The organism is Mesorhizobium sp. P160187, from assembly GCF_057766425.1.
On sequence record NZ_JBYMDX010000003.1, the window covers coordinates 44,829 to 59,023 of the forward strand.

At 60.4% G+C, this 14,195-nt stretch carries 9 protein-coding genes; 4 read left to right on the forward strand and 5 right to left on the reverse strand.

The annotated features are described in order from the left end of the window. Positions 1-2 precede the first annotated feature (2 nt). Genes AC3CCE_RS03450 through AC3CCE_RS03465 form a run of 4 tightly spaced genes read right to left on the reverse strand, consistent with a single transcriptional unit; the run spans position 3 to position 6,687 of the window. Positions 3-2,204, reverse strand: coding sequence for a GumC family protein (locus AC3CCE_RS03450; RefSeq protein ID WP_023741168.1), 2,202 nt, complete (start codon positions 2,202-2,204; stop codon positions 3-5). 1 nt (position 2,205) lies between these two features. After that, positions 2,206-4,203: an asparagine synthase (glutamine-hydrolyzing) gene (gene asnB / locus AC3CCE_RS03455; protein WP_023741167.1), complete on the reverse strand. Its 1,998-nt coding sequence runs from the start codon at positions 4,201-4,203 to the stop codon at positions 2,206-2,208. A gap of 1 nt (position 4,204) precedes the next feature. Further along, positions 4,205-5,464: an O-antigen ligase family protein gene (locus AC3CCE_RS03460; protein ID WP_023681031.1), complete on the reverse strand. Its 1,260-nt coding sequence runs from the start codon at positions 5,462-5,464 to the stop codon at positions 4,205-4,207. Beyond that, entirely contained in the window at positions 5,461-6,687 is a 1,227-nt protein-coding gene (locus AC3CCE_RS03465; RefSeq protein ID WP_352626975.1) for a glycosyltransferase family 4 protein, read from the reverse strand. The genes AC3CCE_RS03460 and AC3CCE_RS03465 overlap by 4 nt, the downstream gene beginning before the upstream one ends. An 854-nt stretch (positions 6,688-7,541) precedes the next feature. Between AC3CCE_RS03465 and AC3CCE_RS03470 the strand changes: the two genes are divergently transcribed. Together AC3CCE_RS03470 and AC3CCE_RS03475 are read left to right on the forward strand one after the other, a co-directional pair. Beyond that, positions 7,542-9,020, forward strand: a complete 1,479-nt coding sequence (locus AC3CCE_RS03470) for a M10 family metallopeptidase C-terminal domain-containing protein (RefSeq protein ID WP_352626973.1) — start codon at positions 7,542-7,544, stop codon at positions 9,018-9,020. An 87-nt stretch (positions 9,021-9,107) separates the two neighbouring features. Next, positions 9,108-9,320, forward strand: coding sequence for a DUF768 domain-containing protein (locus AC3CCE_RS03475; RefSeq protein WP_023670889.1), 213 nt, complete (start codon positions 9,108-9,110; stop codon positions 9,318-9,320). Between the two features lie 79 nt (positions 9,321-9,399). Here the strand turns inward: AC3CCE_RS03475 and AC3CCE_RS03480 are convergent, their stop codons facing one another. After that, positions 9,400-10,125 (reverse strand): AAA family ATPase, encoded by a 726-nt coding sequence (locus AC3CCE_RS03480; RefSeq protein WP_031204167.1) that lies wholly within the window; start codon positions 10,123-10,125, stop codon positions 9,400-9,402. Positions 10,126-10,466: 341 nt separating this feature from the next. On the opposite strand from AC3CCE_RS03480, the gene AC3CCE_RS03485 reads away from it, so the two are divergent. Together AC3CCE_RS03485 and nadE are read left to right on the forward strand one after the other, a co-directional pair. After that, the gene (locus tag AC3CCE_RS03485; RefSeq protein ID WP_488377098.1) at positions 10,467-13,217 is read left to right on the forward strand and encodes an AMP-binding protein; all 2,751 of its coding nucleotides are present in this window, start codon (positions 10,467-10,469) and stop codon (positions 13,215-13,217) included. Beyond that, positions 13,214-14,194 carry an NAD(+) synthase gene (nadE, locus tag AC3CCE_RS03490; RefSeq protein WP_352627001.1) on the forward strand — a complete coding sequence of 327 codons (981 nt, stop codon included), beginning with the start codon at positions 13,214-13,216 and terminating at the stop codon, positions 14,192-14,194. Before AC3CCE_RS03485 ends, nadE begins: the two co-directional genes overlap by 4 nt. Position 14,195 lies beyond the last annotated feature (1 nt).

A 14,195-nucleotide genomic window follows, 5' to 3' on the forward strand; every position in this document is an offset into this window, starting at 1 on the left:
CTTCAAACCCTCTCCAACAGAAGATCGGCGTTGTCTCCGAGCCTGGAGCCGGCTAGCCTCTTCAGGTTCACCCGGGTGAGCACACTCCCTACTGGAACGGTGGCGGATCCGCCGGCCCCTATTGCATCCAGAGCACCACGGGCAATGCTGCGCCTCGTCCTTGCCCAGCGAACGGCAAAAAGCACCGAATCGGCCCAGCGCTTAAGCAGCCTGGTTTCAGGCCCCCCGAGGCCCAGGGGACCGTTCATGATGACCACGTCGTAGGCCGAACGCAGCTCCTCGGTGAACTGGCATTTGTCGACGGTGGACAGAAGCGTCAGGAGATCATCGGAAGGTGCTGGAGCGGCCATGAGGTCGATACCGATTTCCGGCATCCTCGTAATTGCATCCTTCAGCACGCAACGTTCATTCACATAGTCGCCGAAGGAGTTCCGGGCCTTGTCGGTGCTGAATTCACCACGAAACCCGTTCGTGAGCCGTACATCCTTGCGATCGAGATCGAGGAAAAGCACTCTTCCTCCCAGCCGCGTTGCCGCCAGCGCCAGGCTCCATGCCAACTCGGTCTTGGCATCGTCCTGGATGCTGGACGTCACGAGAATGATATGCGGCGGCTGCCCCTTCCCCTGAGTTGGCGCCGCAGTGACGAGCAGCGAAGTCACGGCGCGGCTGAACGGCAAGTTCTGCTGGCTCAGAACCAGATGCCGCAGCTTTCTGGCATTAAGTCCCGCAACCCTGGGAAGCAGTCCTACGCACGGGACCCCAAGCTCGGCCTCGGCTTCGGCTTCACTGCGCAAGGTTTGGTTGAAACCGTTGCGGACCAGGACAATGACCGCCCCCATGAGACCAAAGACGACCATGCCGGGGGGAATCAGGAAAATCGGCGACAATGTCACGGGGGTCGACGGCGGCCAGGCGGTCGAAAGGACCGCTACGCCTGGCGAAGGAGCGGCGATGCGACGTATCAGATCCTGCTGCCGGCTCAGGAGTTCGTTGTAATGCTGCGTCACGATGGCTACCCTAGGCTCAAGGGAACGCAGCCCCGAAAGTTGGCTCGCCGTGTCGGCCACGGCCGCGTCGAGCATCGCCTTGCGACTTTCAAGAGCCGTAGCCTGAGACCGGTAGACATTTGCCTCGGCAGCGATTCGGGCAACGCTTTGCTCCATTTCGCGGGCGATCGCGTTGCGCAGATCGCCGTCGGCGGCGGCGCCCGACTGGCGTGTCACCAGGTCCGTCAACACAGGCGACCCGATTTCTTCAGCGATGGCCGTGACCGGGGCGCCCGCCTTGCGCAGGTCCTCAATACGGCGAAGGCGCGCTTCCGACGCGGAAAGACTGGCTTTCGATAGGAATATCTGCCGGCCGAGTTCCGCTGTCTCACTGGCTGCGTTGTTGGCCGCAGTCTGATCGACGGCGCCATGCGTGAGCCGGTATGTCTCCAGCCGATCTGTCGCTTCGACAAGATCCCTTTGTACTTGCGGAAGGCTGGCGACTATCGAATCCAGATGAACCTGATCCGATGCTCGGCTTTTTTGTACCAGATCTTGAATGTAGACTTGGGCGAACGTGTTCGCGACAAGTGCCGCACGCGCCGGACTTGGATCGGTGAACCCGATGGTGATGACGCGCGATCGCAGCTCTTGTCCGACCCTCATTCCCTTGCGTAGCGCCTTCAGCTCGGGCGCGTCCGCTGCGTCCGGATTTTCCGCCACTGTCTTATCCTGTCTCCAGGCCCTGTTCAGGAGGTCGATGAGGAACGAGCCAGCCGCGGGCGGGACGGCATTGACGACGCTCTTTCCGTTACCGTCGACTGGTTGGGCTTTGCGCAGTGCTGCCAGGACCCGACGCAGGTGGCCTTGCGAGGAGAGCATCGTCAGATGATCATCGATGTTCGATTCCAGCGAGTCCTGGGCGGATGCCACGCCACCCGAAGCACTGCTGCTCGGGGCGTCGATAATGACCTGCGTCGTTGCCTCGAACAGCACCGGGCGGGTGAAGCCTGCCAGTCCGGCCAGGATGCCGCCCAGAAGGGCCATGGCAAGCAAGAACCATTTTCGCGTCGTCAGGATGATGACGAGCTGGTGGAAGGGTGACGATTGCGTTGGCTCGCGTGGCGGCCGCATCAAGCGCAGATTGGTTTCAAGTGTCCCAGCTTCCATCTGCTTGGCGCGCGGACGCCGGGCGCGGTTGGCTATGGAACCTTCCATCTCAATCCCCTGTCAGTTCGATATGGTAAGAAGGGTGCGTGGCGACCGTCGATGGCCGCATGGCTTCGTTGCGCCACGCCTGAAACATGAGCACCGGCCACAGGTCGCGGAAATTATCTTGGCTTCCATGCAGATGATTGCGCCAGCATGCGTCGACCTTCTCACGGTCGATGACCCCGTCCCCGGAGCGGCCGATCGTGGCAATGATATCGGTTGCCCAGCCGCGCAAGGGCCCTTTCAACCAAGTCCCGACCGGAACGTCGAAACCTTGCTTGGGCCGGTCGACCAGTCGGCGTGGTACATAACGATCAAGCAGTCGGCGAAGCAACCATTTGCCCTTCCCGTTTCGGACTTTGGCACGGGCTGGCAAGCGCCAGGCGAATTCAACGACGCGATGGTCCAGGATCGGGCATCGCCCCTCGAGGCTGTTGGCCATAGTGGCTCGATCGAGCTTCACCAAAATGTCGCCCGGTAGGTAGCCTGTCATGTCGGCGAATAGGAGACGCGAGAGCAGGCCGTCGAGCTTTGTCGTGTCGGTAGGTGCTGTCGACGGCTTGCGATGAACAAGGTCGTTGGCTGAAGATTTGGTCAGTTGCAGAAGGAGTTCGTCCTCATCTCGCGCCGCGAGCAGGCGGGCAAGGCGAGCCAGGCGGTCACCGCGCAAGCCATGCCGCATATTCGATGAAAGCGGCAGATTGCCGAAGATATCTTTCTGAGAGGCTTGGGCCAGCAACCCAGCCCCCGATGCCAACAGCCGGCGAAATGACAATGGCAGCTCATGCTGCTTTGTGAGGCGGGCTGCCAGGAAGTGTCGAGAATAGCCTGCGAAGCACTCGTCGCCACCATCGCCTGAAAGCGCCACGGTTACATGTTGCCGCGCGAGCCGCGACACCAGCAGCGTCGGTATCTGCGATTCATCGGCAAACGGCTCGTCCCAAATCCGGGGCAGCTCCGGAATGACCTCAAGCGCGGCGGCCGGCGAGAGATGAAGTTCCGTATGATCGGTGCCCAGATGCCGAGCCACCGCGGCCGCATGGGGAGCTTCATCAAACCCACCTTCGCCGAACGCTATGGTGAACGTACGAACGGGGTTTCGGGACTGTGCCTGCATCAGCGCGACGACAGTCGAGCTGTCGATTCCGCCCGACAGAAAGGCGCCCAGCGGCACATCTGCAATCATTCGTTCCTTGACGGCCAGGCGGAGCAGGCTGTCGAGCTCGGTTGCGAGGTCCTCGTCGCTGGCAGCTATCGGATCGCGCTGTCCCTTGCAGGCGACATCGGCCAGCGACCACCAAGGGTGAATGCGATGCGCAAGCGAACCGGTGCCTCGGGCGTTGGCGAATTGCGCCGCAGTGACCGACAGGACTGATCCAGGTGGCAGCTTGAACACGCCCTGCCAAATGCAACGGTCATCCGGCACCCAGCCTTTGGAAACCATTGTCGTCGCCGCATCGACATCGAGTTCCGGGGTGAAGCCTGGGAAGCAAGTGATCGCCTTCAACTCCGAGGCGAAGACGAGCGCATCACGTGTCAAGGCGACATAGAGTGGCTTCTTCCCCATTCGGTCGCGGGCAAGCTGAAGCGTTCGGTTCTTCAGGTCCCACAGCCCAAAAGCAAACATGCCAGCGAAGCGCGCGAGGGCTGAATCAAGGCCCCAGCTTTCGATTGCGCACAGCATGACCTCCGTGTCGCTGGCGCCGCGGAAATGATGGCCCGCCCCTTCCAGTTCACGGCGCAGATCGCGAAAATTGTATATCTCGCCATTGAAGGTGATGACATACCGACCGCTCGCGGAGAGCATTGGCTGGCGACCCGCTTCGGACAGGTCGACGATGGCCAGTCGCCGGTGGCCGAAGGCTACTCCCCCTTCACGGCTCACCCAGAAGGCCTCACCGTCAGGTCCGCGATGACGAAGCGCCGTCGCCATCGGTCCGATGGCCCTGAGCGCACTTGCGTTGGCTGCATCGGGCGCCAACAAAATTCCGGCGATCCCACACATTCTAGCATCTCCTCTGGCGAACAATCGCGGGGATCGCTTCCGGCGTCCCAGCGGCAAGGCAGAGGGTCAGACAGAACCACACGATCGGATGGCGGATGACCAAATGCGGAGCACTGAAAACGGCGATCGATGCCACGAGCGCCACCAGAGCGTCCAGCTTCGCCCGCCAGGCGGACAACGCAGCCGAGCCGAAGATCCACATCAGGGCTAGAACCGAAATCAGGCCGCCCTGAGTGTAGAGATCCAGGATGGTGCTGTGCGCCTCGAAGGGCCGCGGCAAAAACTGTTGATTGACCACGGGCGGACTATCTAGGTGCGGGCCCGGACCCAGTCCAAGCGATCCCGATCGTGCCCCCTTCTCCAAGGCTGCATTCCAGAGGTAGAGGCGAAGCGCCGCGGTTTGGGCAGTCGCTTCCCCGCCCTTGTCTTTGGTCAGGCTCTTGGCGAAGTCTTCGGCGCTGGAGGCCTCGCTGAGGGCATAGGGCGCTATAGACAGGGCCAGCGGCAGGAAGCCAACGGCCATCAGGACGGCAAGCTGCCTTGAAAGGCTCGCCTTATTGCCGTCGCTCGTCAGCCAGGCCCGGACCCGCAGCCCGAGAAGGATCAGACAAGCCAGGACCGTGGTATAAAGGTAGGTATCGCTTTTTGTCAGCCTTCCGACGTAAACGGTGAATATGAGGCTGCATAGGGCAAGGCATCTTCCCCATTTATTGCTGGTGGTTGTGGCAAGATGCAAGGCCAGTGGACCGAGTAGGGCGCAGTAGAGCGCAAGCTGGTTCGGATTGTCGGACCATCCGCAGAAGCGGTCCCAGTACCAGGGCTCGACCCCAGCCTGATGGAGCCAGCCGAAGCCAAGCCCTACCTGAATGATGAAGCCCGCATTCGCGATAGCAACCATCCACCAGGCGATACGACGCAAACGGAAAGACGCGTTGGGCTCCGCAGCGGCCAGACAGGTGACGCACGCCAACAGCACATAGGCCAGCGTGTCGTGCAACAACGGATCCAGGAACAACGTGGTTGTCAGAAAACCGATGATGTAACCCACGCCCATGGCAAGCGCCAGGATCAGCCAGAAAAGCCCAAGCTTGGCCAGGGCCGGCGTAACCTCCAGTTGGCCGCCAGCAAGGATTCGCGTCATCGACAGCATTATCCAGAGCGTGAGGCATAGTTCGCTGTAGCCGAAGGGCAGCCCTGGGATGCTGAGTTGCGCCGCGTAGGACATCGCGACGCCGAAGGCCAGAAGCGCATCACGCATCATTGCCGCGCCTCGCCCAGTCGATGGGGGCTCGGCACCGCCTCTTCCCTCGGATTCGCCTGCGCAGCTTGAACAAGCCTGCTGCGATATCTGCCACCCAGGATTGTCTTGTACAGGTCGCAATACTGGTCGATTACCCACGACAACGAGAACCGCTCCCGCACGAATCCGACGGAACGGCTGCCCATGGTCTTGCCACGGGCGGGGTCGGAAAGAAGATCGACTATCCGGGAGGCCAAGCCATCCGCATCGCGCGGCGCCACGAGATAGCCGTTCCAGCCATCCTCAACCACATCGTTGCAGCCCGGCATATTCGAGGCGACGATCGGCAATCCGGACAATCCCGCCTCCAGCAGGACACGCGGAATTCCCTCGCGATATTGCGTCGGAAATGCAAACAGATCCGCCATCCCAAGGAGGGCTGGAATGTCGCGCCTTGGCCCCAATGCGACAACGTGGGGAACATGGCGCTCGATATCGGCTCTGCTGACGGCAAACGGACCTTCGGAGTCTTGCGGGCCGACAAGTACGAAACGCGCGTTGGGCCTCTCGCGGATAACGCGAGGAACCGCCTCGATGAGGGTTGGAATCCCCTTCTGCCGCGTGAGCCGGCCGACAAATATTATGACCTGGGCTGATTGTAGGCCAAGTTCCTCGCGCATCGTGGCAGCCGAAGGACCACGATACCTTGCCATCGAGAATGCATCGGGGTCGATGCCAGAACTCCGGATCAGTCGCCCTTTGCCGCGAGCCACCAGCCGGTAGCGCTCGAAGAAGGCCTGATCATCACTATTCTGGAAGACGGTCATGGCTGTCCAACGAGACGCCACCCCCTGAAGGCCGCAAAAGAAAGGACGCAATGCCAGGGCCCGCGGCTCCCGCGACGAGAATGTCCAACCAAGCCCGTTGATGGTGCGAACGACGGGAACGTGCCCGCGCGCCGCCAGTGGAGTTAGGAGATTGGGCTTGGTGTCGAAACTTTGAATGATGTCCGGACGCAGTTCGGACATCAGTTCACGGATCGCGCTGACAGCACCCCATTCTGCACTGCCGCTGCCAAAGCGGTCGAACCCGAATCGGCGATGGGCAATGCCATGGGGTGAAAAGGCGGCTCCGAGATCACTCGAAACGGCAGTGACTTGAAAACCCCTTTCGCGAAGCGCCAAAAGAAACGGGATTCTTAGTCTATGATCCTCGCCTCCAACGCAAACCAGATGCGGACTCATCCTGTCGCTCCTGGATGCGATACCAATCGCGTAAAACAGCTGATCCTATCCGCGGTTTCCATGGCCGGTTTCATCGCCCCTGAACACACAACAGCCAGTCCCACGCTAGGAGCACGCTTTCGTGCTGTCCTCGTCTGTTTGCATGAAGCAAGCTGATCAACGATGCGGCAATCCAGCCACAACCGCTGTCGCCTCGGTCAGTGAGTTGGATTCATCCGGTCTGACGGTGCAAGGACGACATCTTCGCGTACGGCACGGCGGGCCGGATGTAAAAAAGGGCTGTGTTCGAAAGGTCCGCGCGCCGCGTTCAAAGCAACTTCCGCCCGCCTTCTCTCGCCGGATCAACATCGCGACCAGGCGGTGTGATGACTCGCACCGCCAGTTCTCCCGATCGCTTCGTCTGGAAACAGGCTTTCACCCGGTCTCTGGATATGGTCGGACCCACCAGCCGCATCTTCCCGCGGCTAGGCGACCGCGTTGAGGAGCATCGAGCGGCTGCAATGGGAGGCTCTTCGCCAGGGCGCGATTCCTTTGCTGCCTGGGCTCAAATAAATCCTGCGGAAGCGCGCATTTCGGCGGTGCTCGTGCAACCGAAGCGCGCATTGGCCGATTGCCGCCACGGCAACGCACAAGGCGCTCCGGCAGACTCGCTGCAATGCTTTCGTTGCAGGCTTGAGCACCCCATACTTGGATCATCTACATACCTCTGAGGCAAGCGTAGCATCGAGGCTGTTGTGTTTTCCGGCGTATGATCAAAGATTCTATCAAGGGGCGCCGGTATTTGATTTGTCGCTAATGGATCCTTTCCCTAGGCAGGTGTGGGGCGCCTACCGAATCGGACGAAGGGTATGTCAATGACAACACTCCATTACGCCTCGGGCGGGTCGGCCTCCGAGGTCGCGAAAGCCGGATTCAATCTTGTTGATGTATCTTCCTTGGACCAGCTCAACGCCTTGCCGGCCGGCCAGAAAGGCCTAGTGTGGCTCAATGAAGCCGATGGTGCAACCTCCTCCTTTATCCAGAAGGTCACGCCCTTCATCGGCAATCCGAAAGTGTTTGGCTTCTTCCTGGTCGATGAGCCGGACCCGACCGGCAAATGGGGAACTTATGCCACCGCCGCTGATCTGAAGGCGGAGTCAGACTGGATCCACAGCCACCTGCCCGGCGCCAAGACCTTCATAACCATGATGAACATGGGGTCTTCCGCTAACCCCGACTTTTCAAACACATTCAATCCTGCCAACACGCATATCGACTATTACGGCTTGGATCCCTACCCGGTACGGACCGGAACAAGCACGATTGACTACAACATGATCGACAGGACTGTGGCGGCGGCCGTCGCCTCGGGCATCCCGCTCAGTCAGGTCGTTCCCGTGTATCAGACCTTCGGCGGCGGCGACTGGACGACCGACACGGGCGGTCGCTATGTCCTGCCCAGCGTTGCTCAGGAAAAGACCATGTTGGACCACTGGGCCAAGGTAGCGCCTTCGCCCGCCTTCGACTATGCCTATGCTTGGGGTTCTCAACAGGGCGACACGGCGCTTGAGAGCTCGCCGACGCTGCAGGCTCTGTTCCTTCAACACAACCAGAGCACCGCGAGCGGTCCTTCGGCCAGCGAACCGACGCAGCCGCCTACCAGCACAGTGCCTCCGCCCACAAGTGTCCCTCCGACCAGCACCGGCGATCACATTTTCTACGGCACGGGTAGCGCGGATGTGCTTCGCGGCACCGCTGGCGCGGACACGATGATGGGCCGCGGCTACAACGACACCTACTATGTCAACAACACCGGCGACAAGGTGGTGGAACTGCGACACAGCGGCAGCGACAGCGTGCTGGCATCGGTGAGCTACGCGCTGTCGGCCGGCTCGCAGATCGAGCATCTTGCGACCACCAGCAAATTGGGAACTGCCGCCATCAAGCTCACGGGAAACGAATTCGCCCAAACCATTGATGGCAATTCCGGGAGCAACACTATCAACGGCGGTGGCGGGAGAGACGTTCTGACGGGACATGGCGGCAACGACGTCTTTGTCTTCGATTCGGCTCTCAAGGTCGGCAATATCGACAAGGTCACCGATTTCAAAGTGGGCCACGACAAGATCCAACTCGACCACACCGTGTTTGCCGGCCTGCATACAGGCGCCCTTCCCTCTTCGGCGTTTTACGCCGGCAGGGCCGCGCACGACAGCGGCGATCACATCGTCTATAACAGCACGACCGGCGCGCTTTCCTTTGACAGCGACGGCTCGGGCGGCGCACATCAGATCCAATTTGCCACTCTATCGCCACATCTGGCTCTGACGGCGTCCTCGTTCATCGTGACGTGACCGTGGGACGTCAGCCTGAGCAAGATGGTCTGACGTTCTTGAATATGGCTGACGGAACCAAGAAGCCCCGCCGAGCTTGTACTTGGTATGAGCGCGCGCGGCATCGAATTCCTGCAGAAATGGGTAGAGGATAAGATCCCACTCTACACCAAGGCCGATCCGGCTCTTGCGGCGAAACTTGCGGACCAAGCAACGGCGGATGCCATCAGAGCGGGAATCCGCCCCGAGGAAATCTCTGAGGAAGTCGGAAGCATGTTGACGACCATGCTCGAAGTGCTCGATCAGCACGATTCGACATGATTGCGCGCTTGGCGGCAGATGCTGCCCGGCTTGGCGCCAAATGCATAAATGTGTCATGGATCATAGGTCATGGGCCAGCCTAGGCAGCATGACCAACATGTTCTCCCAGAACGCGCGCGACGACCCCGTCCACGTCGTGAGGTTCAGCACCATTGACTTGTATCAACGGCCATCGGTCCTGGCGCAGGCACTCGCCGACCTCTCTTGAGATTTCGGCCTGCCTTAATCCTTTGTCCACGCCAAGTTCGAACAGCATAACCTCGAGGAGCGGTTGCTGCGCATGCCTATCCACAAGACGGCGGCGTAACGTTTCCTGGGGCGCGTCGAGTTGCACAACGAGATCCGGCCGCGGCAGGAACGCCAGGCACTCGCGAACCGCGTCGAGGCTTGGAGTTCTAGCCAGCACACCCAGCGCACACAAAGCCTGAATCATGCCCTCTTCGAAGATGAAGCAACCGGGCGACTCCCGCGCTTGGCGCCAGGACTGGCACAGTTGGGCGATGTCGACCTTCATTCGCCATGACCACACGCGGCTTCGAAGAGGGATCGATGCCAGAAGCCGGGCCGCGACACTGTCCTTTGGCAAGGTCGACAGCAAGATAGGACCGGATGTGGCAATCTTTTTGCCAATTCTTCTTATGCCATGGCGGATTTCCGGAGCGTCATCCTGAGCCGATCCAGGTTCAATCAGGCGATACCCATTTACTGTCTTCACATTGATGCCGTGTCTCGCCAGCCCTTGGCAGAGGCCGCGAAGCAGCGTGGTTTTACCCGCGCCAGGCGGCCCAAACAACTCGATGATCATATGCTCAAGCGTCTCCGAACGAGCAGTCATTCCCCTACGGATCAAGCTTAGCCGGATTTCAGATCACACCAACGTTCATTTGAATGATTGTTCCAGTCAGTGAATCTGGGCACCGAGCCCGGATTCTAGCGGAGATGCCGATCGCATCCGTTCGCCTGGGCAAGCCGTCTTGCGCTCCACGGAGCTTGCAAGGAAAAACGACCGGTGCTGGACACAATGGCAAAACTTCTGAAGGACGCTCGGGAAGCGCTGGCTAGGCAAGATCGAGGCATCATCCGAATGATTGATGAAAAGATCTCCGCGGCGAGCGATGTTCGACCGACAGCTTGGCGGGGCCCTGAATGTCCTCAGTGTGTTTGCATTCGGAAGTGGCAAATCAAAACCTACAGGTGGATCTGCGACCCACCCGAAGGTGGTCAGTCGTTCCCGAATATGACCTTGACCAAGGGGGGCCAGTCTGGCGCCGTTACCGACAGATGGGTGCCAAATTTGCGGACATTCCAATCTTCGACCACCTTGGAGATGTCGCCAGGCGGCATCCTGACAAGCTCGCAATCAGCGACGGCGCGAACCGCCTGACTTTTTCTGAGCTTTTCCGGGCGGTCGAGACGCTGGCAACTCATATCGCTGCCGTCGTCCCCGAAGGGCAGGCCATCGGCATCCTGCAAGCAAACTCCGCTTGGTATCCTGTGGCGATGTTGGCGACCATGGCGGCGGGACGGCCTTCGGTTCCGCTCAACACAAGAGATCCCGCCTCTCGCATTTTCGATATAGTCAGTGCCGCGGGGCTCGGCGCGATTATAGGCGCCGAAAATGTTCGCCCGGTCGAATTGGCCCAAGAGATCATCTGGATCGAAATTGCCGCCGCCGTGGCGCCCAACGATCAACACCCAGAACAGCAGCATAAGCCCCCTATCGTTTCGGTCGATGCGCCTGCATTGGTGCTTTACACTTCAGGTAGCACCGGGCGCCCCAAGGGAATCGTCAACAGCCAACGCAGCCTGCTATGGCGGGTCCGGCAATATGTCGATGCGTGCCATATCAGTGCGGATGACGTTTTCCTGCCGCTGACCGGGCCAGCCACGATCGCCGGTTGCCGGGAGATCTTTGCGGCGCTGCTGACGGGCGCCACATTGCATCTTCTCGAGGTGGAGACTGTCGGCCTGCGCGCTACGCGCGCTCGATTGCAGTCCGAAGGTGTGACGATCGCCTATCTTGTGCCGGCACTGCTTCGAGCCCTCCTGGCTGAGGCGCCCGCCGACGCTTCCTGGCCGCTCAGAGTGGCCCGGATCGGTGGGGAGAAAGTGTCATGGATGGACATCGCTTTGCTGCGCAAAGCCGTTTCGGACCAGTGTCTGATCCAGATCGGCTACTCATCGACTGAAACCATCGGTTCGCAATGGTTCTTGCCGCCTGACTGGCCCGAGCAAGACGCGTCGGTTCCCGTCGGCAGGCTGCTACCTGGTATGACATTCGCTATCGTCGACGAAGCGGAGCGCAATGTAGGGCCAGGCGAAAGTGGAGAACTTCTGATCAAAAGCCGCTATGCCCTGCTCGGTCATTGGGAGAACGGTGTGGTCGTTCCCGCTCAGCCGGACCCCGACGATCCCAAGGCTCGGCTTTTTTCGACCGGGGACCTCGTTCGGCTGGACGATGATGGCATCTTGAGGATCGTCGGCCGCAAAGGGCGCCAGATCAAGATCAATGGTCGACGCATCGAGCCCGCCGAACTCGAACGGGTCTTGCGTTGCGCGCCTTCAGTGGCGGATGCCGTGGTGATGGTAACGGCCGCGCAGGAACTCATCGCCTTCGTGGTTCCCCAGCGCTTCGCAGGCGGCGCTTTTGCAGACGACCTTCGCCAGCTCCTCAGGATGACCTTGCCGGCACCATTGCGTCCCTTGCGATTGCACACCGTTGACGCAATCCCACGCCTGTCGGGAGGTAAGGTCGATTTGGCAACACTGGCCGAGATAGATCGTTCGCACGGAAGGAGGGCGCAAGCCGCCCGGTCGTCCACTCTCGATGCTCCGCCCGCCGGAGGAGCAAAGGACACGCGTCAAATAGTGCAGCACGCGTGGACGCAGGTTCTCAACACAGGCACTGCCGCCGGAAACTGGGATGATGTTGGGGGAGATTCGCTGCAGCTGCTGCACTGCGTCATGGCGATCGAAAACGCCATCGGGCAAGAGCTGGGCCTCGAGGCATTCACCGTCGGCATGAGCTTGGACGAGATGGTTGAGGCGGTCGTCTCTGCACGGTTAGGCGAAGGGCGCGAAAAGAAGCACCACCCCCCGGTTCTTTTCCTGTTTCCAGGGTCCGTTGGCTATGGTCCGAGCCTCGCTGCGTTCGCAGCCGCCATGGGGAAAGTCGCCCGTGTAAACCCGATCCGATATCCGAGCCTTGCGGCGATACTGGACGGACACAACACCCTCAGCGCCATGGCTGGCGCCGCACTCGAGCAGATAAGCCGCATCCAACCTGCGGGCCCCGTGCGACTTCTCGGCCATTCTCTGGGTGGCGCGGTTGCGTTCGAGGTTGCCGCACGGCTCATGAAGGCCGGGCGAACGGTGCGGTTCCTGGGCATCCTCGACACGAGCCTCCTGCACGAGCCGAGCAACCACTGGGAGACACTTACCCGTACGTTCTATCGTATTCGCACCAACCGCATATCCGCGCACCGGATGGCTTGCAGAGCCCTTGCGAAGATCACCGTCGCCGTGGGCGGCGAAGCGCGTCTGGCCAGGATTCTAGACAGATTTGCCAATGGAGAGTTCAACCCGACGATCTTCAGGACCAAACTGGAACTGCAGGAGGTTTTAAGGGCGAAGTCATTCTTCCAGTGGCTTGAGGCACCGAAACCGGCTCTGCCCCTCTCCGGTACCTTGTTCCGATGTCGCAGGGAGGGAATGCCGCGGGCCTTGGGCTGGGACAGCGTCTTGGCACACCTGGACGTCATTTCGATCAAGGGCAGCCACATCGACCTTGTCGTCGAACCAAACCTTGCCACCAACCGTCCGCTTATCGAGACGGCCATCGTGCAGACCTATTCCCCCGCCGAATCTCGCAAAAGGGAGGACTTGTCATCGACATAATTCCGGAATTCAGCAAGGACATGCTGGCGCTCGATGCCGGCGCGGAGGTCGATCGCATCGTTGACACCTTGCGCACTCAGGTTCTCGGCACCCTGCATCGTCGCGGCGTGGTTGTCGGTGTTTCCGGCGGTATCGACAGCTCCGTCGTCGCGACCTTGTGCATGCGCGCGTTCGGGAAAGACAAGGTCCTGGGACTGTTCATGCCGGAGCGGGATTCTTCCGGTGACTCCCTGAGACTTGGCCGCCGCGTCGCGGCACAGCTTGGCATTGAAAGCGTCCTTGAGGACATAGCACCGGCACTGGAGGCCATTGGGGCCTACCGCCGGCAGATCGAGGCGATCCAGACCGTCGTTCCCGATTATGGGGAAGGGTGGAAATGCAAGCTGGTGATCGCGTCGGTTCTGGAGAGCAGCGGGCTCAATATAACCCGCCTCACGGTCCAGGATCCGCAGGGTAAAGTAGATACCGTGCGTCTGCCGCCAGCTGCCTATCTGCAGATCGTTGCTGCGACAAACTACAAGCAGCGCCTGCGCAAGATGACGGAATACTATCACGCCGACCGCCTCAAATACGCGGTTGTCGGCACTCCAAATCGCCTCGAGTACGACCAGGGCTTTTTTGTCAAGCAGGGCGACGGAGCCGCCGACGTGATGCCGATCGTTCACCTTTACAAAACCCAGGTTTATCAACTCGCGGAATATCTCGAGGTGGATGATGAAATCCGGCGGCGGCCACCGACCACCGACACTTTTTCCATGGCCCAAAGCCAGGAAGAATTCTATTTCGCGCTGCCCTATCACCTGATGGATCTATGCCTCTACGGCCTGAACCACGGGGTCGCCAGCAATGAGCTCGCGGCGGTTGCTGGCCTCACCGAGCCCGAGCTTCAGAAAGTGTTCAAGGACATCGAAGCGAAACGAAGGGCGGCCCACTATCTTCACGCGCGGCCTTTGCTGTCCGCCGAAGGCGGAGATTGAC